General features: G+C 63.1%; 32 protein-coding genes and 1 pseudogene. 7 read left to right on the top strand and 26 right to left on the bottom strand.

The genetic code is table 11. The features are described from left to right. Positions 1 to 68: 68 nt before the first annotated feature. Positions 69 to 1,427, top strand: a complete 1,359-nt coding sequence (locus BLU62_RS05185) for a hypothetical protein (protein ID WP_074848481.1) — start codon at positions 69 to 71, stop codon at positions 1,425 to 1,427. Here the strand turns inward: BLU62_RS05185 and BLU62_RS32450 are convergent. Beyond that, a complete protein-coding gene (locus BLU62_RS32450) occupies positions 1,381 to 1,608 on the bottom strand; it encodes a hypothetical protein (RefSeq protein WP_074848029.1) in 228 nt (75 codons plus the stop codon). The two genes, BLU62_RS05185 and BLU62_RS32450, sit on opposite strands and share 47 nt — an antisense overlap. Positions 1,609 to 2,484: 876 nt before the next feature. On the opposite strand from BLU62_RS32450, the gene BLU62_RS05180 reads away from it, so the two are divergent. The 5 genes from BLU62_RS05180 to BLU62_RS32445 all read left to right on the top strand — a co-directional run bounded on the left by BLU62_RS05180 (position 2,485) and on the right by BLU62_RS32445 (position 4,035). Further along, the gene (locus BLU62_RS05180; RefSeq protein ID WP_074848014.1) at positions 2,485 to 2,667 is read left to right on the top strand and encodes a hypothetical protein; all 183 of its coding nucleotides are present in this window, start codon (positions 2,485 to 2,487) and stop codon (positions 2,665 to 2,667) included. After that, positions 2,664 to 2,996 carry a hypothetical protein gene (locus BLU62_RS05175; protein ID WP_074848012.1) on the top strand — a complete coding sequence of 111 codons (333 nt, stop codon included), beginning with the start codon at positions 2,664 to 2,666 and terminating at the stop codon, positions 2,994 to 2,996. The genes BLU62_RS05180 and BLU62_RS05175 overlap by 4 nt, the downstream gene beginning before the upstream one ends. A gap of 55 nt (positions 2,997 to 3,051) precedes the next feature. Next, the gene (locus tag BLU62_RS34345; RefSeq protein ID WP_280141505.1) at positions 3,052 to 3,183 is read left to right on the top strand and encodes a hypothetical protein; all 132 of its coding nucleotides are present in this window, start codon (positions 3,052 to 3,054) and stop codon (positions 3,181 to 3,183) included. Then, positions 3,176 to 3,373: a hypothetical protein gene (locus tag BLU62_RS05170; protein WP_074848010.1), complete on the top strand. Its 198-nt coding sequence runs from the start codon at positions 3,176 to 3,178 to the stop codon at positions 3,371 to 3,373. The genes BLU62_RS34345 and BLU62_RS05170 overlap by 8 nt, the downstream gene beginning before the upstream one ends. 434 nt (positions 3,374 to 3,807) lie before the next feature. Beyond that, positions 3,808 to 4,035, top strand: a complete 228-nt coding sequence (locus tag BLU62_RS32445) for a hypothetical protein (RefSeq protein WP_139180009.1) — start codon at positions 3,808 to 3,810, stop codon at positions 4,033 to 4,035. A gap of 529 nt (positions 4,036 to 4,564) precedes the next feature. Here BLU62_RS32445 and BLU62_RS05165 read toward each other — a convergent pair. The 5 genes from BLU62_RS05165 to BLU62_RS05150 all read right to left on the bottom strand — a co-directional run bounded on the left by BLU62_RS05165 (position 4,565) and on the right by BLU62_RS05150 (position 6,241). After that, positions 4,565 to 4,918 carry a hypothetical protein gene (locus BLU62_RS05165; protein WP_139180008.1) on the bottom strand — a complete coding sequence of 118 codons (354 nt, stop codon included), beginning with the start codon at positions 4,916 to 4,918 and terminating at the stop codon, positions 4,565 to 4,567. Between the two features lie 434 nt (positions 4,919 to 5,352). Then, entirely contained in the window at positions 5,353 to 5,550 is a 198-nt protein-coding gene (locus BLU62_RS05160) for a hypothetical protein (protein ID WP_074848010.1), read from the bottom strand. After that, positions 5,543 to 5,674, bottom strand: coding sequence for a hypothetical protein (locus tag BLU62_RS34340; protein ID WP_280141505.1), 132 nt, complete (start codon positions 5,672 to 5,674; stop codon positions 5,543 to 5,545). Before BLU62_RS34340 ends, BLU62_RS05160 begins: the two co-directional genes overlap by 8 nt. Before the next feature lie 55 nt (positions 5,675 to 5,729). After that, entirely contained in the window at positions 5,730 to 6,062 is a 333-nt protein-coding gene (locus BLU62_RS05155) for a hypothetical protein (RefSeq protein ID WP_074848012.1), read from the bottom strand. Continuing rightward, positions 6,059 to 6,241: a hypothetical protein gene (locus BLU62_RS05150; protein ID WP_074848014.1), complete on the bottom strand. Its 183-nt coding sequence runs from the start codon at positions 6,239 to 6,241 to the stop codon at positions 6,059 to 6,061. Before BLU62_RS05150 ends, BLU62_RS05155 begins: the two co-directional genes overlap by 4 nt. 878 nt (positions 6,242 to 7,119) lie before the next feature. Here BLU62_RS05150 and BLU62_RS05145 point away from each other — a divergent pair. After that, positions 7,120 to 7,347, top strand: a complete 228-nt coding sequence (locus tag BLU62_RS05145; protein ID WP_074848029.1) for a hypothetical protein — start codon at positions 7,120 to 7,122, stop codon at positions 7,345 to 7,347. Between the two features lie 33 nt (positions 7,348 to 7,380). On the opposite strand, the gene BLU62_RS05140 is transcribed toward BLU62_RS05145, so the two are convergent. From BLU62_RS05140 to BLU62_RS32855, 20 genes and pseudogenes are all read right to left on the bottom strand, one after another. Beyond that, on the bottom strand, positions 7,381 to 8,817 hold the full coding sequence (locus BLU62_RS05140; protein ID WP_139180007.1) for a hypothetical protein: 1,437 nt from the start codon (positions 8,815 to 8,817) through the stop codon (positions 7,381 to 7,383). Positions 8,818 to 9,274: 457 nt separating this feature from the next. Then, positions 9,275 to 9,895: a hypothetical protein gene (locus tag BLU62_RS05130; protein ID WP_139180006.1), complete on the bottom strand. Its 621-nt coding sequence runs from the start codon at positions 9,893 to 9,895 to the stop codon at positions 9,275 to 9,277. Positions 9,896 to 9,975: 80 nt separating this feature from the next. After that, positions 9,976 to 11,085, bottom strand: coding sequence for a hypothetical protein (locus BLU62_RS05125; RefSeq protein WP_074847995.1), 1,110 nt, complete (start codon positions 11,083 to 11,085; stop codon positions 9,976 to 9,978). A gap of 204 nt (positions 11,086 to 11,289) precedes the next feature. After that, positions 11,290 to 11,634 carry a phage tail fiber protein gene (locus BLU62_RS05120; RefSeq protein WP_074847993.1) on the bottom strand — a complete coding sequence of 115 codons (345 nt, stop codon included), beginning with the start codon at positions 11,632 to 11,634 and terminating at the stop codon, positions 11,290 to 11,292. A gap of 1 nt (position 11,635) precedes the next feature. After that, on the bottom strand, positions 11,636 to 12,109 hold the full coding sequence (locus BLU62_RS32440; RefSeq protein ID WP_139180005.1) for an LtfC-like domain-containing protein: 474 nt from the start codon (positions 12,107 to 12,109) through the stop codon (positions 11,636 to 11,638). Between the two features lie 115 nt (positions 12,110 to 12,224). Then, on the bottom strand, positions 12,225 to 12,470 hold the full coding sequence (locus BLU62_RS33025; RefSeq protein WP_167544014.1) for a DUF7572 family protein: 246 nt from the start codon (positions 12,468 to 12,470) through the stop codon (positions 12,225 to 12,227). 334 nt (positions 12,471 to 12,804) lie between these two features. Then, positions 12,805 to 13,896: an IS630 family transposase gene (locus BLU62_RS05110; RefSeq protein WP_074847987.1), complete on the bottom strand. Its 1,092-nt coding sequence runs from the start codon at positions 13,894 to 13,896 to the stop codon at positions 12,805 to 12,807. A 34-nt stretch (positions 13,897 to 13,930) separates the two neighbouring features. Next, complete coding sequence (locus tag BLU62_RS05105) at positions 13,931 to 14,443, bottom strand: hypothetical protein (RefSeq protein WP_074847985.1); 513 nt, start codon at positions 14,441 to 14,443, stop codon at positions 13,931 to 13,933. Between the two features lie 164 nt (positions 14,444 to 14,607). Then, on the bottom strand, positions 14,608 to 15,309 hold the full coding sequence (locus BLU62_RS05100; protein WP_074847983.1) for a PE-PPE domain-containing protein: 702 nt from the start codon (positions 15,307 to 15,309) through the stop codon (positions 14,608 to 14,610). Further along, positions 15,306 to 15,677, bottom strand: coding sequence for a putative phage holin (locus tag BLU62_RS05095; RefSeq protein ID WP_074847981.1), 372 nt, complete (start codon positions 15,675 to 15,677; stop codon positions 15,306 to 15,308). The genes BLU62_RS05100 and BLU62_RS05095 overlap by 4 nt, the downstream gene beginning before the upstream one ends. After that, on the bottom strand, positions 15,677 to 15,871 hold the full coding sequence (locus tag BLU62_RS05090) for a DUF7620 family protein (RefSeq protein ID WP_074847979.1): 195 nt from the start codon (positions 15,869 to 15,871) through the stop codon (positions 15,677 to 15,679). The genes BLU62_RS05095 and BLU62_RS05090 overlap by 1 nt, the downstream gene beginning before the upstream one ends. Further along, entirely contained in the window at positions 15,871 to 16,170 is a 300-nt protein-coding gene (locus BLU62_RS05085) for a hypothetical protein (protein WP_074847977.1), read from the bottom strand. Before BLU62_RS05085 ends, BLU62_RS05090 begins: the two co-directional genes overlap by 1 nt. Beyond that, complete coding sequence (locus BLU62_RS05080; RefSeq protein ID WP_074847976.1) at positions 16,167 to 16,568, bottom strand: hypothetical protein; 402 nt, start codon at positions 16,566 to 16,568, stop codon at positions 16,167 to 16,169. The genes BLU62_RS05085 and BLU62_RS05080 overlap by 4 nt, the downstream gene beginning before the upstream one ends. 27 nt (positions 16,569 to 16,595) lie before the next feature. After that, a complete protein-coding gene (locus BLU62_RS05075; protein WP_074847974.1) occupies positions 16,596 to 17,696 on the bottom strand; it encodes a peptidoglycan recognition protein family protein in 1,101 nt (366 codons plus the stop codon). Between the two features lie 68 nt (positions 17,697 to 17,764). After that, positions 17,765 to 18,202, bottom strand: coding sequence for a phage gene 29 protein family protein (locus BLU62_RS05070; protein WP_074848469.1), 438 nt, complete (start codon positions 18,200 to 18,202; stop codon positions 17,765 to 17,767). 153 nt (positions 18,203 to 18,355) lie between these two features. Next, positions 18,356 to 18,655, bottom strand: coding sequence for a hypothetical protein (locus BLU62_RS05065; RefSeq protein ID WP_139180004.1), 300 nt, complete (start codon positions 18,653 to 18,655; stop codon positions 18,356 to 18,358). Between the two features lie 228 nt (positions 18,656 to 18,883). Continuing rightward, positions 18,884 to 19,081: a PDDEXK family nuclease gene (locus BLU62_RS33735; protein WP_244278072.1), complete on the bottom strand. Its 198-nt coding sequence runs from the start codon at positions 19,079 to 19,081 to the stop codon at positions 18,884 to 18,886. A 296-nt stretch (positions 19,082 to 19,377) separates the two neighbouring features. Next, positions 19,378 to 19,482: pseudogene (locus BLU62_RS34880) on the bottom strand (zinc-ribbon domain-containing protein); the annotation flags it as partial. Beyond that, positions 19,434 to 19,826 carry a zinc-ribbon domain-containing protein gene (locus BLU62_RS34875; protein ID WP_425284533.1) on the bottom strand — a complete coding sequence of 131 codons (393 nt, stop codon included), beginning with the start codon at positions 19,824 to 19,826 and terminating at the stop codon, positions 19,434 to 19,436. The pseudogene BLU62_RS34880 and the gene BLU62_RS34875, both read right to left, overlap by 49 nt. Before the next feature lie 166 nt (positions 19,827 to 19,992). Continuing rightward, positions 19,993 to 20,646 (bottom strand): Gp37-like protein (locus BLU62_RS32855; RefSeq protein WP_483099061.1); only part of this gene is annotated, 654 nt, incomplete at its 5' end.

Below are 20,646 nucleotides of genomic sequence, written 5' to 3'. Positions count from 1 at the left end.
ATGTACACCGGGACATCGAGACCTCAGGCGGTCACCTGTTCTACTTCTACGCCTGCGTGGACCCCCGAGTGGAGAACGTGCGCGCCGAGGGGTGGGAGAACCACATCGTCAACTTCAACAAGTGCCTGCGCCCGCGAACCATCGACATCGAGGGGCGAAACCCATTCCAGACAGGATCAGGGCACGGGTACATCGGGCGCATGACTCACTGCGTCGATGGCGAGTTCACCCGTAGCGTCGCCTACGGGACACGACACGTCGCCAACTACGTGGCGTCGGCGCGGTGTGGGTCGCGGTCGTGCCGGTCGTACCGCCCCGCTGGGGTGTCCTACCAGACCCACGGACTGCGGTCACGCGACATCTACTCGGTCGATGACACCGTGGTCGGCGGCGACTCGTCGGGCTGGTCACACGGCAACACCACCTACGCGGGCGACTACGGGTATCGCATTCTACGACCGCGCTACTACGGCACCAACAACGGTGTTCTCGCGCGCTGCGGCAGCACTGGTACACGCATCATCGACCCCGAGATTCACACCACAGCCAAGGGCGTGGAGGTGTCGAGCCTCGCGTCAGACGTGATCGTGGACCTCACCCAGGGGACCATCGAGATATTCGGAGAAGCGGGGACGTCCTACGCGGTACACGCCGCCGATGTCAACGGCAGCGGCGAGTACAAGCCGGGCTCGGTCACCGTCCACGGCCCCGGCGATCTCGTTGGAACTCGCGCCCTGGTGTCCCTCGACGTGACTGGTGCGGCCCGCATAGGTGGCGTCGAGTACGACCAGGGCGACGACCAGTTGCAGCGATGGGACGGCACCGACTGGGCCGAAGTCGAATCCGGTGGCGCAGCAGGCGTCACGCTCGATACCGACCAGACGATCACCGGGGCGAAGTCGATGGCCGAGGTGGGATTCTTCGGCACGTCCGCGCTCGGCACGAAGCCGTCCGCAACAGACGACCTCGGCACCGTCCTGTCCAGCCTTGGACTTCGCACTGCTGGTGGTGCGTATCCGATCACGACCTCGGGGGCGGTCGCTCTCACAGGCGGATTCCGTACCGGGCTCGGCAATCGATCCGGTACCTACAACATCACCACCAACACCGCGCCGTTCAACATGTGCGATGCCAGTGGTGGAGCGTTCACGATCTCACTGCCGAACACCGGATCGGCTGGGTATCGCTTCACTATCAAGAAGATCGACGCCTCAGCCAACGCGGTCACCGTGTCCGCGCCGATCGGCATCGACGGTGTGCCGACCCTCGTGCTCACCGATCAGTGGGAGTGGGTGGAGGTCGTCAGCACTTTCACCACAGGCCAGTACATGATCGTCGGTCGGGCTGACCCCGCCCATAACCGGAATCGGGACACCGCTGTCACGGCTCCCAGGCGTCGCCGAGTACCGCGGCGAGCCGGTCGGTGAGGTCCGGGGCCTCGGCGCGCTGGGAGTAGACCACGTCGTCGCATTCGACGGCGAGTGCGAGTAGGTCGGGGTCGGGTGGTGTCCATCCGCCGTCGGTGGCTTGTGTCATTTCGGCTTGCTGGCGGCGCATCTGTGCGCGTATGGCTTCGGCTGCGGCGCGTAGTACGTCCCGATCGGTCACCAGGTGATCATACGGGTTTCGTGAAATGTGTTGCGCTGCAACAGAAGTCGATGCTACTGTTATCTCACAAGTTCAGAGCGGGTGAGGTTCAGGAACACACACTGATCGTCGGAGCGCGATGCGCCGGCCACTGATAGGAAACACTGGGAACCCGATCGCAGAGCGTCATGATGCGACACCCGCTCTGAACTTGGACAACCTTGAACGCCCCATCCTCTTCGTGAGGGTGGGGCGTTTTCTTTGCGTTGAGGGGAACCCCGCCACCCCGCGGCTGCGTCCAAGGCTCATGACTCCACGCATCCGCATCTACCGACCACCCTACGATCCGGACTGCCCGAATGCCGGCGACTGGTGGAGGACTTTGGGGAGACGCCAGTCTGTTGGTGTCCCCAAAGTCGGATCAAAGTGCGGACTGGACGGACTGGTTCAGGACGGACGCAGAATCTCCCGCTCCGCATTCACGTCCACCAACTCACTCAGTGATACCTGATCGAGGCCAAGGGTGAGCTCTGTGACAGTACGTGATGTGACCTGCCGCCAGCGGCCCTTGGCAAACACAAAGTCACCCTCCTGGATGTCCTTGAATAGCGTGGGCACCGGACCATTCGCGAGTGCGCTCAGCCATTGACTTTCCCTGCCACCGTTGCGCACTCCGCAGGTCAGCGGAGGTGACTGACACTCTGCGCGGCCCCAGACTGTGGGCCGAGCGCGTACCTGAGTTCGCTCCTCGCGGCTGATGATCTGCGATCCACACGCGCACGTTCCGAATTGCCGGGTGTTGCCTGTGAGTTGACCCATGTGGGGATCTTAATGGCTTGCCCGGCAAGGGTGGGTGTGTCACCGGAGAAATAGGCCACAACCTGGGACAATAGGAGAATGACCGTAGCCGAACTGATCGCCAAGCTGCAGCAGATGCCCCAGGATGCCACCGCCTGTATCGACTGGGCGCAGATGGGCGTGTGGTCTGAACCTACGGGCGGCTACTACTACGGCGAAGCCGAGAGTGTCGTCCTCCATGACGGAGACGTGTACATCACCTCTGGTGAGGTCGAGCCGTGAGCGCGCCTGAGCTCAAGGACGAGTGTCTCGTGGTTCCCGGGCAGGGATGCCGCAACTTCCGCCCGGCACACCGGCGTGAAGCCCACCCCGCCGACACCTTCTCAGAGGTTCGTGTCGCCGACCACGGCGATCGGACCTGGGAGGCTCGCGAGTTCTCCGTCAACGTCCTGTCTGGCCGCGACTGCCCGTTGAATGCGGAGCTGTTCCCTGCCCAAGCTGAGGCGCAGGTGTACGCCGACGCCCGCAACACGGGCTATCTCCACACCGGCGCAATGATCTGCGTACACGAATGGCGGTTGGAACAGGCGAGGGCGGGGAACGATGCTTGAGTTCAAGGTAGGGGATCGTGTGCGGACTGTTGTCGGTGACCACACTGGGCGAATCGTGGACTTCGTACCTGGAACCGACTGGCCCATCCTCTACGTCACCAACTCCACCAGCCATCCCGAAACGGTTGGCGAGTATGTACCCAACGATCCCAGCAAGCTCGTACGACAGGACTGGACCGATGCCTGAGTTCAAGGTAGGGGACCGCGTGCGGGTGACCTCACTAGGGAACGCCGAGGCGGCTGGGAAGATCATCGCCCAGGAACGCGTGCCCGACCTACTGCACCGGGTGGAGTTCACTCACGCCACGGCATGGGCGCGGGAGTTGTTCGGCGACGGGTGGTGGTTCGCCGACACCGCGCTGGAGCACATCGACTGATTACGAAGGCTCATGCCGCTCTCCATCGACGTGTATGTACAAGTACAGCCACCCAGCGTGGTGCTGGATGGCTGTACTTGAATGCCTTGGCTGTAACCGTGGCTGTAGTCGAGAGCCTGTGTGGTCTCTGACCTGGAGCGGGTGACGGGAATCGAACCCGCGTAGCTAGTTTGGAAGACTCGCGACGGAGGGGACTGGACCTCACTTTGCGAGATACACGTAAGTCTAAACGTAAGCGTCGGAGTGAAAATGCCCTCTGACCTGGAGCCGATGACGGGAATCGAACCCGCGTATTCAGCTTGGGAAGCTGTGTTTAGGGGTATGCTCATGGTGGGTCTACTGTCAAGGCTGAGCGAATACCTGCAGGTAACTGAAGTTTTCACGAGTTTGTCTAGACAGCGCATAGACTGGGGTAAACGTAAGTACAAACGTAAGTGAGCCGATATGCCCCGAAGAAGCGCCGTAGGGCGAAAGGTGAAGGCGGACTGTACCAACGGGCCGACGGCATGTGGATGGCGCAAGTCCTCCTCCCCGACGGCAAGTACTACCAACGTGGACGCAAGAAATACGCCGACGCCGTGCCGAACTCGCAGCCATGCGGAAAGACCTCGCGAACGGCATCCTCCCCAACGCCGGCCAGATCACCGTCGCCCAGTGGCTGACTACTGGGTGGACACGATCGCCGCGCCACGCCTGAAACCCGCACCCTCGCCACCTACCGGTCCACCATCAAACACCAACTCATCCGCATGTCGGGTCGAAGAAGCTGGGGAAGCTCACCCCCACTGATGTTCGCCGCATGGTCAACCACGTCGCCGACGCACACACCACCCGCACCGCCCAAGCCGCCTACTCAGTGTTGGCGAAAGCGTTGGGGGATGCAGTGAAAGACGGGAAGATCGGCAACAACCCGTGCGAGCGTATGGACCGCCCCCAGGCCCGCTCCGAGGAGCGCGTTCCCCTCACTGTGGAGCAGGCACGGCATGCTTGTTGCGTCCGTCCCGCCACCTGCGCCCACCCCCCCGCCGCCCCACTGCGCGCCCTCGGCCCTGGGCGTCCATACGCTCGCACGGGTTGTTGCCGATCTTCCGTCTTTCACTGCATCCCCCAACGCTTTCGCCAACACTGAGTAGGCGGCTTGGCGGTGCGGTGGTGTGTGCGTCGGCGACGTGGTTGACCATGCGGCGAACATCAGTGGGGTGAGCTTCCCAGCTTCTTCGACCCGACATGCGGGATGAGTTGGTGTTTGATGGTGGACCGGTAGGTGGCGAGGGTGCGGGTTTCAGCGTGGCGCGGCGATCGTGTCCACCCAGTAGTCCAGCCACTGGGCGACGGTGATCTGGCCGGCGTTGGGAGGATGCCGTTCGCGAGGTCTTTCCGCATGGCTGCGAGTTCGGCCACGGCGTCGGCGTATTTCTTGCGTCCACGTTGGTAGTACTTGCCGTCGGGGAGGAGGACTTGCGCCATCCACATGCCGTCGGCCCGTTGGTACAGTCCGCCTTCACCTTTCGCCCTACGGCGCTTCTTCGGGGCATATCGGCTCACTTACGTTTGTACTTACGTTTACCCCAGTCTATGCGCTGTCTAGACAAACTCGTGAAAACTTCAGTTACCTGCAGGTATTCGCTCAGCCTTGACAGTAGACCCACCATGAGCATACCCCTAAACACAGCTTCCCAAGCTGAATACGCGGGTTCGATTCCCGTCATCGGCTCCAGGTCAGAGGGCATTTTCACTCCGACGCTTACGTTTAGACTTACGTGTATCTCGCAAAGTGAGGTCCAGTCCCCTCCGTCGCGAGTCTTCCAAACTAGCTACGCGGGTTCGATTCCCGTCACCCGCTCCAGGTCAGAGACCACACAGGCTCTCGACTACAGCCACGGTTACAGCCAAGGCATTCAAGTACAGCCATCCAGCACCACGCTGGGTGGCTGTACTTGTACATACACGTCGATGGAGAGCGGCATGAGCCTTCGTAATCAGTCGATGTGCTCCAGCGCGGTGTCGGCGAACCACCACCCGTCGCCGAACAACTCCCGCGCCCATGCCGTGGCGTGAGTGAACTCCACCCGGTGCAGTAGGTCGGGCACGCGTTCCTGGGCGATGATCTTCCCAGCCGCCTCGGCGTTCCCTAGTGAGGTCACCCGCACGCGGTCCCCTACCTTGAACTCAGGCATCGGTCCAGTCCTGTCGTACGAGCTTGCTGGGATCGTTGGGTACATACTCGCCAACCGTTTCGGGATGGCTGGTGGAGTTGGTGACGTAGAGGATGGGCCAGTCGGTTCCAGGTACGAAGTCCACGATTCGCCCAGTGTGGTCACCGACAACAGTCCGCACACGATCCCCTACCTTGAACTCAAGCATCGTTCCCCGCCCTCGCCTGTTCCAACCGCCATTCGTGTACGCAGATCATTGCGCCGGTGTGGAGATAGCCCGTGTTGCGGGCGTCGGCGTACACCTGCGCCTCAGCTTGGGCAGGGAACAGCTCCGCATTCAACGGGCAGTCGCGGCCAGACAGGACGTTGACGGAGAACTCGCGAGCCTCCCAGGTCCGATCGCCGTGGTCGGCGACACGAACCTCTGAGAAGGTGTCGGCGGGGTGGGCTTCACGCCGGTGTGCCGGGCGGAAGTTGCGGCATCCCTGCCCGGGAACCACGAGACACTCGTCCTTGAGCTCAGGCGCGCTCACGGCTCGACCTCACCAGAGGTGATGTACACGTCTCCGTCATGGAGGACGACACTCTCGGCTTCGCCGTAGTAGTAGCCGCCCGTAGGTTCAGACCACACGCCCATCTGCGCCCAGTCGATACAGGCGGTGGCATCCTGGGGCATCTGCTGCAGCTTGGCGATCAGTTCGGCTACGGTCATTCTCCTATTGTCCCAGGTTGTGGCCTATTTCTCCGGTGACACACCCACCCTTGCCGGGCAAGCCATTAAGATCCCCACATGGGTCAACTCACAGGCAACACCCGGCAATTCGGAACGTGCGCGTGTGGATCGCAGATCATCAGCCGCGAGGAGCGAACTCAGGTACGCGCTCGGCCCACAGTCTGGGGCCGCGCAGAGTGTCAGTCACCTCCGCTGACCTGCGGAGTGCGCAACGGTGGCAGGGAAAGTCAATGGCTGAGCGCACTCGCGAATGGTCCGGTGCCCACGCTATTCAAGGACATCCAGGAGGGTGACTTTGTGTTTGCCAAGGGCCGCTGGCGGCAGGTCACATCACGTACTGTCACAGAGCTCACCCTTGGCCTCGATCAGGTATCACTGAGTGAGTTGGTGGACGTGAATGCGGAGCGGGAGATTCTGCGTCCGTCCTGAACCAGTCCGTCCAGTCCGCACTTTGATCCGACTTTGGGGACACCAACAGACTGGCGTCTCCCCCAAAGTCCTCCACCAGTCGCCGGCATTCGGGGCAGTCCGGATCGTAGGGTGGTCGGTAGATGCGGATGCGTGGAGTCATGAGCCTTGGACGCAGCCGCGGGGTGGCGGGGTTCCCCTCAACGCAAAGAAAACGCCCCACCCTCACGAAGAGGATGGGGCGTTCAAGGTTGTCCAAGTTCAGAGCGGGTGTCGCATCATGACGCTCTGCGATCGGGTTCCCAGTGTTTCCTATCAGTGGCCGGCGCATCGCGCTCCGACGATCAGTGTGTGTTCCTGAACCTCACCCGCTCTGAACTTGTGAGATAACAGTAGCATCGACTTCTGTTGCAGCGCAACACATTTCACGAAACCCGTATGATCACCTGGTGACCGATCGGGACGTACTACGCGCCGCAGCCGAAGCCATACGCGCACAGATGCGCCGCCAGCAAGCCGAAATGACACAAGCCACCGACGGCGGATGGACACCACCCGACCCCGACCTACTCGCACTCGCCGTCGAATGCGACGACGTGGTCTACTCCCAGCGCGCCGAGGCCCCGGACCTCACCGACCGGCTCGCCGCGGTACTCGGCGACGCCTGGGAGCCGTGACAGCGGTGTCCCGATTCCGGTTATGGGCGGGGGTCAGCCCCGACCGACGATCATGTACTGGCCTGTGGTGAAAGTGCTGACGACCTCCACCCACTCCCACTGATCGGTGAGCACGAGGGTCGGCACACCGTCGATGCCGATCGGCGCGGACACGGTGACCGCGTTGGCTGAGGCGTCGATCTTCTTGATAGTGAAGCGATACCCAGCCGATCCGGTGTTCGGCAGTGAGATCGTGAACGCTCCACCACTGGCATCGCACATGTTGAACGGCGCGGTGTTGGTGGTGATGTTGTAGGTACCGGATCGATTGCCGAGCCCGGTACGGAATCCGCCTGTGAGAGCGACCGCCCCCGAGGTCGTGATCGGATACGCACCACCAGCAGTGCGAAGTCCAAGGCTGGACAGGACGGTGCCGAGGTCGTCTGTTGCGGACGGCTTCGTGCCGAGCGCGGACGTGCCGAAGAATCCCACCTCGGCCATCGACTTCGCCCCGGTGATCGTCTGGTCGGTATCGAGCGTGACGCCTGCTGCGCCACCGGATTCGACTTCGGCCCAGTCGGTGCCGTCCCATCGCTGCAACTGGTCGTCGCCCTGGTCGTACTCGACGCCACCTATGCGGGCCGCACCAGTCACGTCGAGGGACACCAGGGCGCGAGTTCCAACGAGATCGCCGGGGCCGTGGACGGTGACCGAGCCCGGCTTGTACTCGCCGCTGCCGTTGACATCGGCGGCGTGTACCGCGTAGGACGTCCCCGCTTCTCCGAATATCTCGATGGTCCCCTGGGTGAGGTCCACGATCACGTCTGACGCGAGGCTCGACACCTCCACGCCCTTGGCTGTGGTGTGAATCTCGGGGTCGATGATGCGTGTACCAGTGCTGCCGCAGCGCGCGAGAACACCGTTGTTGGTGCCGTAGTAGCGCGGTCGTAGAATGCGATACCCGTAGTCGCCCGCGTAGGTGGTGTTGCCGTGTGACCAGCCCGACGAGTCGCCGCCGACCACGGTGTCATCGACCGAGTAGATGTCGCGTGACCGCAGTCCGTGGGTCTGGTAGGACACCCCAGCGGGGCGGTACGACCGGCACGACCGCGACCCACACCGCGCCGACGCCACGTAGTTGGCGACGTGTCGTGTCCCGTAGGCGACGCTACGGGTGAACTCGCCATCGACGCAGTGAGTCATGCGCCCGATGTACCCGTGCCCTGATCCTGTCTGGAATGGGTTTCGCCCCTCGATGTCGATGGTTCGCGGGCGCAGGCACTTGTTGAAGTTGACGATGTGGTTCTCCCACCCCTCGGCGCGCACGTTCTCCACTCGGGGGTCCACGCAGGCGTAGAAGTAGAACAGGTGACCGCCTGAGGTCTCGATGTCCCCGGTGTACATGCCGTCGGGGTTGGTGTCGATGATGAGTCCGATGTTCTTGACGACCGGACGGACCGGGGTCGAGATGCGTTGCAGCGTGGGGACCACGGAGAAGTTGGCCTGGTACTGGTGGCTGAGGGGATGCGGAGGCGCACGGTTCCTGTGGACGGCGTGATCGACTGCACGATGTTGACCTCGCCGCGTCCGACCCACGAGGCGTTCGCGCCAGTGTCCCACCGGGCGACGGGGTATCGGTCACGGACGATGACCAGGTCGTCGGTTGAGAACCCGTTCGATCCTGAGAAAGGGTTCGTGATTACCTCGGTAGCTCCACGGGCGAACCCCGAGCTGCTGAGATCAACCTCAGGGCCGACGGTGGACGACCACGAGATAAAGGGGCTGGCCACCGACAGGTCGCCGGAGTCCATCGTTTTCGTCACAACCCGTGCGCCATTGAAGTCGAGCGTGAGTGACTTACCGGTGATCGACAAGGGGTCGAGGCGGTAGGTCTTGGTGGCATCGAAGACGATCGTCGAACCGTCAGGCACGGCAGCGATGAGATCAGTCAACGCGGCGGTGTCATTAGTGCCACTCCCCGAGTTGGCATCACCCCCGGCCCAGTCACCCACGAGACCGTGCTCGCCGACGAAGAACACGCCCCCACGCGCGGAGCATAAGTTTCCTCAGCTACCTCTTGTGTGAGGAAGCCTGTGGTGCCTGCTGCGACACGGGCATCGACCGCGGCACGGGAGGCAGACCCCTCGGCGGTGATCTTCGATGCCACCGCCGAATCCGGTACCGCACCTGCCGTCACGTCCTCCAGGATTTGGGCTGCCTCATCACGGGCCGTGCGGGTCTCGTCCCGCAGGGTGGCGACAGCGTTCACCACGGCTGGGGTGTAGGCGTCGGGGTCGTAGTCCTCGATCAACTCCTGCAGCGTGTGCGAACCTTCTGTCAGGACAACCGAATACCACTTCGACCGGTAATCCTTCGCCCCGAAGATCGCCTTCTGCACCTGGTACGGACCCTCAGGGAGCAACCCCGAGTCGTAGAAACCAGGGCGGACGGGTGCGTGGGCGGGTTGATGGGGATGACGGTGGGCGCCGAGTACACGGTCACCCCAGCGTTGTTGCGGTCCACCGGCACCCGAATCCACAGTTTCGAATCCCGCGGCGGGAACCCCCATCGGGGAGCTGATACACACCAGTCAAACGTCCGGACATGAACTTCCTTTCGAACAGGAGGGGGGTACCGCAGACGGGCGCCTTATGCGGGGGTGATGTTGATCCAGCAGCCAGACACTGACTGAGGTCCGCCATTCGAGGCATGCCACATGGTGAGTTGGTCGCCTGCGGCGACGGTCAACGACACTGTGCCGGTGAGTCCGACGCTGCCGACGTCGACACCGTTGCGTTGGATTTTGATGTTGCCGTTACCAGTCGCCGACCAGGTGAGGGTGACGTTCCCGGCGCCCTTCACGACGAGCGCATTGTTGGTGACCGTCGCCGGATAGGTGGGGTCAGAGGTGAACCCGGTCACCTGCACATACGGGAGGAACGAGTTCGATACTGACCCGTTCTGCATGCGTTGACGGGTGAACGTGACGAGGGTGGCGGTCGCGGCACTCGATGTTGCAGCACTGTTGGTGCCGGTCAGGGTGTGGCGGGGTCGGGATGTGGCTGTGCCAGTGACAGTCACAGTGTTGGCGGCGGCGAGCTGGGGGCGCAGGTCTGCGGTGTCGGCGACATTAATGGTTTGCAGTGCCGCCAGCGTGTAGCGTGCCCGCGCCGTACCGGTTTGGTCGGCAGCCACCGTTTGAGAAGCGGCTAACGGTACGCGTAGGCCACCCAGTTCGGTGGCCTGCCCCACGGTGGTGGTTTGGGTGGCGGAGATGGTGTGTCGTACCCTCACCACCGCCACAGACGTCACCTCGAACGTTTGGGAGGCATCCGCATTCACCGATCCCACCGATGGCACTGACGATGCTGTCGGCGCCACCACCATGTCTTGTGCTGCATCCAGCTCAATGCGTGGGCGGGTGACGACAGGTTGGGTGATGGTGATGTCTTGTGTGGCGGTCAGGGTGTAGAGAGTTGCCGTCGACGCTGCAGGGGTGACAGTGGTCGCTTGTGTAGCGTCGAGTGTGTAGCGGGCGCGGCCATCGCTGCTGGTGTCGGTGGTGATGGTGTTGGTTGCGGTCAGGGTGTAACGGGCACGCACCACACCCACACCAGCCACCACACCCGAACCGGTACCGGCTATGCCGACACCGAGTTTCCCGGACTGCCCCACCTGGACGGATTGCTCCGCATAGTCCACGCAGAGTCGGGCGTACACCACACCCGCAGCGGTGACGGTGATGGTGTTGCCGGACATCAACCGTTCTTTGGTGCGGGGCCGGCGGGTCCGATAGTGCGGGGCCGTCGGCAACCTCACCCCAGTGTGCCGGGCTTCCGGTACCACCACCCGCGTGTGGGGTGCAGCAGGTAGCACCACACCCACCCGCGGAACCGGTACCGCCGTAAACAGGTAGGGACGGTTGGGGACTGCCGTCACCACCCTGCCTGCCAGAACGATCATCTACGTGATGGTGATCGTGGGGGTGACGTCGATGGTGGCGTTCGCACTGACTGTGGTGGAGGGGATGGACAGTTTGTCCAAATAGGTGCCGGAGGTTTGCGCCGAGTACACGCCGGCCGCGACGACGGTGGTGGCGGGCACGTTGATCGACACCTTCGACCCGGTCATGGAACCCGACGCCGGAGTCCCCCAGGTCGTCTGCTGGCGGGCATACGCGGGGGTACCGCCCGACACCTCGGATGCGCCGGTGCTGCCGGGGTCGGCGGTGTGCAGGGAAATCCACGTTCCCTGCGCTGCATACGCATTGAGCAGGGCGGTTTTCATCGCGTTGGTGGCGAGTGCCATGTCATTCTCCTAGGTTGTAGTTGATGTCGAGGTGGAGGGTTTGTTCGGCGGTGAGGTCGACGTGTTCCCGCCCGTGATCGTCGATCCAATGTCGGGTGCCGTTGTCGTCGGTCCACTCAGACACGGCGGACTGCTTTCCCGTAGTAGAGGGGATATTCCTGGGTGGGGGTTTCGGGCATCGACACCGTGAGCAGGAAGTGGGTGGCCCGCCCGATGATGGGGCCAGCGTTTCCTGTTGCACCACATAGTCGATGGAGGGTGGTTCCACCACGCCGGGGATGGAGATGATGGGGGTGGTGGCGTTCCGGACGGGGTCGCCTTCGAAAAAGTAGAGGGTCGATGCTGCACCGACCGGCCACGATGTGATGTTGCCGGAGGTGGCGTCGATGGGGTCGAGGGAGAAAACCAGGTCACTGTTCTGGTAGAGGGGGATTTCCGCTTTCGTTCCCTCCCATCCGAGGGTGACGGTGGTCATGGTGTCTCCTGTTCTGTGAGTTCATATCCGAGTGCCGCCAAAGCATCAGCGTGGGTGGCGAGGTCGGGGTTGATGGTCATCGCGAACGACTTCGAGTCAGTCGACAGGATCGGGGTCAAACCGTTGGCGGGTCACCGTCGTAGTCGATGACCTGGCCACGCTCATCCGACAGGAACACCGACACATCCGGTTTCAGATGCGACCGCGAGACGGGAACCTGCATTCCCATGCTGGTGAGAATCGAAGTCATGTCAGGCACTTCCACCACCAACACCAACAGGAACCCATCCTCCGTGGAGTACAGGTTCGTGATCGGCGGCATATGCGGAAGAGCTTCAGCCACAAGGGTTGCTGGTTTCATACTCATCTCCAGAAGATCCAGATCACACCGGTAGCGCCGATACCGCCAGCGCCGAATGAGCCGGTACCGCCGTTCGAACCACCACCACCGCCACCACCACCGCCGGGATAGCCGCCCGGGCCGCCAGCTCCGCCGCTGTAGTTGAGGAAGCTGACACGGCCACCACCACCACCGCCACCACCACCGGCGCCGCCACACTTCGTTTGAGTTGCCGGCGACACGTTCGCGCCTGCACCACCGGGTCCACCGTTACCGCTAGGCGCACCTGCCCCCGCAGTCCCACCAGCGCCGAGAGGCGTTGACCCGCCCGCCAAACCATTCGTGCCGGAGTCTGCTAGTGTCCTGAGTCATTAATTCGTGTGCAGTAGTGGGCGATGGAGTCGAGGATCTGGTCAGCGGTCTTGACCCACACGTAGGGGCGGGGGTTGTCGTTCCAGGTCTCGATCCACGCTCTGATGTCGGCATTGAGTGCTCGTACGGTGCGGTGGGTGGAGCGTTGGAGTTTCTTGGTGGTCAGTTCGGCGAACCAGCGTTCGACGAGGTTCATCCAGGATGAGCTGGTGGGGGTGAAGTGGACAACAAACCGCGGGTGCGCGGTCAGCCATCGCTTGACCGCGGGTGTCTTGTGGGTGGAGGCATTGTCCATGACCAGGTGGACGTCGAGCTCGTCGGGTACCTCGGCGTCGATCTTGCGGAGGAATCCGATGAATTCCGTTGCGCGATGCCGTGAGTGAAGCGAACCGATGACTTTGCCCGACGCGATGTCCAACGCCGCGTACAGGCTGGAGGTGCCGTTGCGCACGTAGTCGTGGCTGGCCCGTTGCGGGGTGCCCGGGAGCATGGGAAAGATCGGCTGGGTGCGATCGAGCGCTTGGATCTGGGTCTTCTCGTCAACGCAGAGCACCAGGGCACGTTCGGGTGGGTTCATGTAGAGCCCGACGACGTCGCGGACCTTTTCGGTGAACATGGGATCTTTCGACAGCTTCCACGAATCCTGTTTGTGTGGAGCCAATCCGAACGCTCTCCATACACGCGAAACAGTTGACTGCGACATGTCGAGATGCTCAGCCATCGACCGAGTCGACCAGTGTGTCGCATTCTTCGGAGTGGTCTCGAGAGTTGCGGTGATCAGGTCTTTGATCTGCTCGTCGCCGACGGTTCGAGGTCGCCCGGGCCGGGGTTCGTCGAGCAACCCCTCGCAGCGGTGCTCGACGAACCGGCCTCGCCATCGCCGCACGGTACCTCGGTTGAGGCCGAGTCGTTGTGCCACTTCGGTATTCGACCCGCCATCTGCGGCAGCGAGAACGATTCGTGATCGCATCGCCAAACCCGAGGCCGTCGTTCGCCGACGCGCCCACCCTTCGAGCTCACGGCGCTCGTCATCGGTCAGAACAATATCCACTGCTCGCGGACCCCGGGTTGCCATTCCCCAGTCTATCAACCGAATGACAATTAATGACTCAGGACACTAGACCACCACCGCCGCCGTTCCCCGGCAGGGATGTGGTGGGTGAATAGCCGAACGATGTCGAGATCCCACCCTGCCCTGGGGTCGTGGTGATATGGGTGCCGAAACTGGACGGATTGCCATTCGTGCCAACGACGTAAGGCGTACTCGAATCCACTGATTCGGGGTCGAGTTGCTGGAAAATGTATCCACCGCCGAGGCCGCCAGCTGCGCGGGTGGTGGTACTGGAGGTGCCGTCCGAACCGTTCTTCCCACATCCGATGAGACCCACGATCAGTTCGGTGATGTTTTCAGGTTTCGTCCACGTACCCGACGTGACCTTGGTTTCCACGTTGTAGCCGTTGAGGACGGCGTCAGCGATGGCCTGGATCGTGTACTGAACCTCTTGCGGATCACCAACCGAACCGCCACCAAACCAGCCATTGAAAATGCCGTTGATGATCGACGCAATGTTCGCCGTCGCCGCATGAGCCAACAACCGGATCACATCAACCGGCTCACCCATATGCTTAAACTTCGGATTGAACTGGTTGTACGCGTAGTCATCCCAGAACGCCTGATCCGCATTCGCGAACTGCGACAGGCCTGACGTGGCACCGTTCGGGCGGTTCGCGGGCAGGAAGTATTTGCCCGGTACACCAGCACCGGGCTGATCTGGAGCTGTAATGGCTAACTCACCCCTTCGATCATGCGGGCCAACCGCTTAGCGTGGCCACCACCGTCGTAGTCCGTGGAATGCGCAGTGCCGAGATAGTTGCGGATGTCCTCCCCCGCACGCGCGAAATCGGGCCAGCGGAACGGATTCCACCACGGCTGCGCCACCGCCAGACGTTCAGCGGTCTTGAACGCCCAGGCGCGGGCGGCCTCGGGTGTGCGCACCGACATCCACCCGGTTAGGTCGGCGACCGTGCGCAGCGGTGAACCTAGCGGCAGGTCGGCGATCGGATCACCCGGCGCCCACTCGGTGAACCGAGGCCGCGGGACGTGCAGCGCCCCGGCGATCCCGGACCGGCCGTGATGCACCGGCGTGTGCGGGTCGCCCAGCGTCGCGACGGCGAGCACCTGATGGCGAGGCCGCCGAGGCAGGATGTCGCGCGCGTACTTCACTGCGACCGCCGCGCCCGCACTGTAGCCGCCGACGACCACGAGTTCGCGGGATTCGGTGACAGCTCGATCCAACGCTGCCGCGCCGATCGCTTTCGACTCCTCATACGACAGGTCGCCCATGCCGGTCGCCGGGCCGAAGTCGGCCGGGTACGGCACATACGTGAACTTCACCTTGCGGGGGTCGAGCGCGCGGCGCAGCGCCTCCGACGCGGGGGAGCCGCCGCGGGGTGCCCAAGTTCCGTCGACCCAGAGAAGTTCGATCATGACCGTCCTGCCCACCATGCTCGGATCTCGTCGCGCCACACTTGCCATGGCCGGCGGAAGTCGCCTGCCGCCCAACGGTCACGGCGGGTCTTGTACTGCAACACCAGCAGCATCACCAGGAGCGCGAGCATCATCACGGCGCCACCCGAGTACAGGATGAATCGAATCCACGCCCGCCCCGGATAGTCAGTACCCGCCCACACTGACGCCGAGATCTGGAGAAAGACCAGCGACATCAGGGTCGACTTGCCTAGGTAGATGAGTGACACCCGCTCCTTCCACCAGTACTGCCATGCGGCGTAGCAGATGGTGTAGACGGTGGCCAGCACGGCGAGCACCACAAGTGCCCAGTCGGCTATCAGCTCCACTAGTTCAGCCTTCCGAAGATCAGCTCGGCCCAGTGGTTGCGTTCCAACTGGTCACGAAGCTCCCGCTGTACCGGCCGCGCCCGTTCGGCGAGCCGTGCGCTTTCGGACCGGGCTTCTTCGGCCGATCGCGCGTTTCGCTTCGAGCGCGCATCAACTTCGTGCGCGCTCGCCCCCTTGGTCTTGAATCCCCACATCAGTTGGACTCCAAGCTCTCTCGCAGTGCCTTCGACTGGCTCGCGATGAGCTGGCCGGCGACATTCCACTCGGCCATCGTCTGCGCGTTGCGCGCGTTGGTCTCGAGGAGGTCGGCGATGGTCTTGGCGTCGCGCTCGGCCGCGGTCTTGTAGATCGAGATCTCCGATCCCCATACGATCCAGCCACGGGCGAAGGCGATACCGAGCACGAGCGCCATGCCGACGACGACCCCCACCACGCCGATGTCACTCAGCGCGGCGGGGTTCATCCAAGCGCTGGCGCTCGAGGTCACGGTCATCGGCCGAGGTTGACTTCGCGCTCGACGCCGTCAGCGGGAAGCTCAATACCTGCCAACACCTTCGGTGTGACCTGCGGGCGGGTGAACAGGAATCCGAGAGCAATCGTGGAGACCGCGAGGATGGCGCCCTGTTGCTGCTCGCTGAGGTTCAAGCCGAACGCAACGACCAGCGGCACCGCGGTCTGAACGACCGCGACGAGCGCCGGGTACACGCTCTCCTTCACCGAGATCACCACGAGCAGACCGAGCACCGCGTTGACCGCGGCCATGAACACGCCCTGAGTCTCGGTGGGGATGTTGAACCCGAACGTGGTCAGCAGAACCAGGATGGCTGAGACGAGGGAGGTCCAGGCGGCGGGCTCGCGGCCGAGGACAAGACGAGGGGTGGGTACAGACATGACGAGAACTCCTTCTGTGGGTGCGGCTCAGGCCGCGATGAGGTCGACTGCTTCGACGGCCAGCGGGATGCCGGCCGCGTTGACGAGAGTGAGATCCTTCGCGGCGTCGCCGATCTTCTTCACCGCGCCTGAGGGGTCCCACTCGAGGACGCCGTGCTCGAACGCCTGACGCTTGCCGCCCGTGCCGTTCGAGATCTCGTCCGACGTCGGCCAGCCGAGCGGGCCCTTCTCGTAGCCCTCGAGCGCCCAGCGCTGGCCGATGACGCCCTTCACGACGTGGTGGTCCTTGCCGTCCTTGCGGTAGAGCACGCCACCCTGGAACGCCATGACTGCGCCGTCGGCGAGCTTGGTGAAGTCGCGCACCGGGAAGCCGAGTTCGCCGGTCTCCCACTTGCGCTCGGCGTACGCCTCGAACAGGCCGCCGTGCGGGATGGCGTGCGCGCCGGTCGCCGGGTGAAAGTAGATGTGCGCGTTCTCGTACTCGACGAACCGGCCCTTACCGTCGCGGCCGACCTTGCGCTCACCCCCGGCGCCGGGCTTCGCCTTACGGACGCCGACCCACGGATTCTCCTTGGCCTCGAGCTCGATCATGTTCATGACCACGAGCGGCTTATCCGGTGCCTGGAGGAGCCGCTGACGGAACAGCTTCATGTCGAGGTTCCCGGGGTCCCACTTGCCCTGGATCGCGCCGTACTCCTTGTGCGCGACGACCTTGTTCCACGGGTTGCCGAGGCGCTTGTTGATGGCCCGGACGACCTTCAGGTATGCGCCGTACTGGGCCTCCGACCATGCCGCGGTGCCGTTGTGTGCGGCCTCGATGCCGATCGTCACGGCGTTGCCGTTGTTCGCGGGGATGCCCGGCCACGAGCCGGTGCCCGCGTGCCATGCGACGCCGACGCCGCACAGCGTGACAACACCGTTCGGCGCGAGGTGGAGTTGCGACGCGAGCCCGAGAGACGAGTGCTGCGCGATACCCCGCGGCGTCTCGCCGAACGAGCCGGTGTGGTGCATGAACGGACCCCAGATAGTGCCGAAGTCGCCGTGCCCGCGTTCGAACGCGCCGGGATAGATGTCAACCTTCAGGCCCTCGGCGCGCAGCACGTCGGGAAGCCAAACGGGATCAGCCATAATTGCCTCCTGTGGGCATGGGTGAATCCCCACACCCGAACGGGTGCAGGGTGAAAAGTTCTGTTGGGTTAGAGAGCTTCGGGGTTGATGCCGGCGTGCGGGGAACCGTCGAACGTTCCATCCGCCTTGCGGCGCTTCACCTCCGCGGCGAACGCCACAGCCTCTGCCTGCACCACCCGCTCCTGCGTATTCGCCTGGCGGGCCTTCATCTCCTCCACCTTCGCCAGATAGTTCTGATGCTCCTCATCAGCCAGCCGGGCGATCCGCTGCTCATACGTTTCATCCGGCTCATGCGAGTCGTAACACCACTTCCCCGCAGCCTTCGACGCCTCCAAGCTGTCCCCCGGTTCATAGTGCTTGATCGAATCCGCCACCAGCCGGACACCGCACTCCACCAGATGGCGGGCAACATCCACCCAATAGTCGGGTCCCATCACCAGCGGGGCACCCACCACACCAGGCAGGCCGATAAACAACACCGACACCGCCTTGCGCTTCGGCTTCACGTTTCCTCATCGGACATGTCAGCCCACTGCTTGAAAGACACTGTGCCCCCTCTCCGGGGGCCAAGCCCTACCCGGGAATGTCTAGTACGTAACGGGTCTTTCCGTAATCCCAGATCCGCGGGATCTTGTTCTCCGCCGCGGCCTGCTGCTCGGTCACGACTCGTCCCACAACAGGTTTGGGTCGTTGCGGAACCGCTTCAGGCGGAACAGGAACTTGTGCACCCGTTCGCCACGGAAGTAGTAGGTGTAATCCGGTCGCAGCTCGCCATCTTTGATGAAACCGCACTGCTCGTACAGGCCTCCGTCAGAGACGGCGTGGTCGGCGAATGTCACCACCCGTTGTGGTTGCATCGCAGCGACAGCGTGCTTCAGCAGCCGCGAATGCCCACCCCGCACGATCACCGAGGTGGCGAACCGCACCAACTCCACCTCAGTCTTGGTGCGCCACTTCATGCACATCACCGCGACCAACTCGCACCATCGCGCAAACCGAACGCTTCACTCATTGCGGTCGCACCCTGAATGTGGTTGGCCTCGAGGAAGTCGCGGACCTCCACCCGATCTACCGCGGTCACGGTGAGACTGCGCGCATTCAGCGGCGTTCCTGAGACACGCCCAGCTTGCGGGCGATCATGCGTTGGCAGATGTCCCGGCGGTCACGCCAGTCGTCTTCCCACACAGTCACCATCTGGATGCCCTTGTCGGCGCACCGCTGCACTTCCGCTGGTGGTAGTGGCGGTCCTTCCCGGCGTCCTCCGAATGCCAGTACAGGCCGTTGAACTCGACCGCGATGTTCTTCGACGGGATGTAGATGTCGAGTTCGTTGGTGCGATCACCGACCGCGTGCTGGTGACCACGTCGCGGTGAGCGTCCGCACAAAGTCGGCGACCTCGATTTCGGCTCGAGAAATGTGCTTCGCACAAGCGGGACACCCGTTGCCCCGCCCTCGGTCCTTCGGTGCAGCCCACAATGTGCCCGTCAGCGCACACCCACTGCAACTTCGTGTTCGACCCCGCCGACGTGACACCAAGGGCGGGGTCCACGAGCTGTCCGCGTAGCTCCTCGCTGAGCGGATTGGCGGTTGCTGCGTTCGCTGCATAGCTGGTGCCGCGGTGTGTGTACGAGCAAGCTCGCATTGCACCGCCTCGCCCCGGATTCCTTTCGGCGTTCGCGGAGAACTCCGTCCCGCAGGTGGAGCAGTTCCACCATGCCGGTTCCGCGGAGCCGCGGCTCACTCCCTCCGGGGTGTGCGGGTTGCGATCTGACCACCAGGCGGCGATCGGATAGTCGATAGTGGATCTGACTTGGCAGCGGCCCGTGACCGTGCGGACGCCGCACCGGTCTTATCTGAGAGCCGGTAACACCGTGGGCATCCTGAGCCGTTGCTCCGGTTCTTCACCGTCGCCCGCCACTCATGCCCACACGTTCCACACCGCCACGCTGCTTTGTAGTTCGACTTCGCCGACACCGAAGTGTGCGGCTTCTCGTCGATCCACTCACCTTGCAGGTGGACAGCGATCCGGGATGCCGTGGCCGCGTTGCCGCGGTTAACCTCAGCGCCCTGCTTACCAGCACACTTGCGGCACCACTTCCGCAACCGCCGAGACGACTGCGACTCCTGCACAGATTCCCGCAGGAACGGCACTCCCACCACCCGACTGGCTGGCCGGCACCTCGAGGTGCCCTCTCCCGTCGTTGAGATCGATCCGCCATTCGGCTACATGCTCTGGGGCTAGTGGTGCTCGCTTATTCGCCACCCAACAGGATAACCTGCTATCCGAAAGTTTCCGTTAGAACAGGCCGAGCTCCGACGCAGCAGTCGCCAAACCAGCAATCTCACGCATCAAACGAGTCATCGGGTCCTCATCCTCACGCGGACCAAACTCGAGTTCCCACTGCGCAAAATGATCCGCCGACCACTCCAACTTCGCCGACATCACCCGCTCAACATGAATCTCACGGCGCGTATCACCAGCCACCTCAAACGAACCACGATCACCCTTGTAGAGGTGGCCATACCCAGGCCAACCCACCACATACGGAGTCAACGCCGTCACCTTCACCTTGGCGTTCTTCTTCCGCGCCGTCGCCACAATCCCCGCACGAATCGCCATCACCGACGACAGCGTGTACGCCTTCCCCGGCAGGTCAAGGTGATACTCCTTGTAATGCGACGACCCGGACTGCGCAATCCGATGAGGCAACTTCACCGAAATCCACGCCAACACCGTGTCCGTATAAAACGGCTTCAACACCGCATCGATGGCGCCACCTTGCGCGCCAATTCCGTAGCCGCCGATATTCAGGTTGGATGTGACGAGGTCGCCGACCGTCTGGATGCCAGCGCTGATGAGTTCGTTCACTCCGGGGGCTGATTGTCCGCCGGCGTTGATGATGACGCCCTTGGATGGTGTTGTGGTGAATTCGGTTTCGATGCCGGAGTC

Origin of the sequence: Gordonia westfalica, assembly GCF_900105725.1 — a bacterium.
Lineage (GTDB): Bacteria > Actinomycetota > Actinomycetes > Mycobacteriales > Mycobacteriaceae > Gordonia > Gordonia westfalica.
The sequence above is the reverse complement of the archived record's forward strand: the minus strand, read 5'-3'. Positions and strand labels throughout refer to the sequence as shown.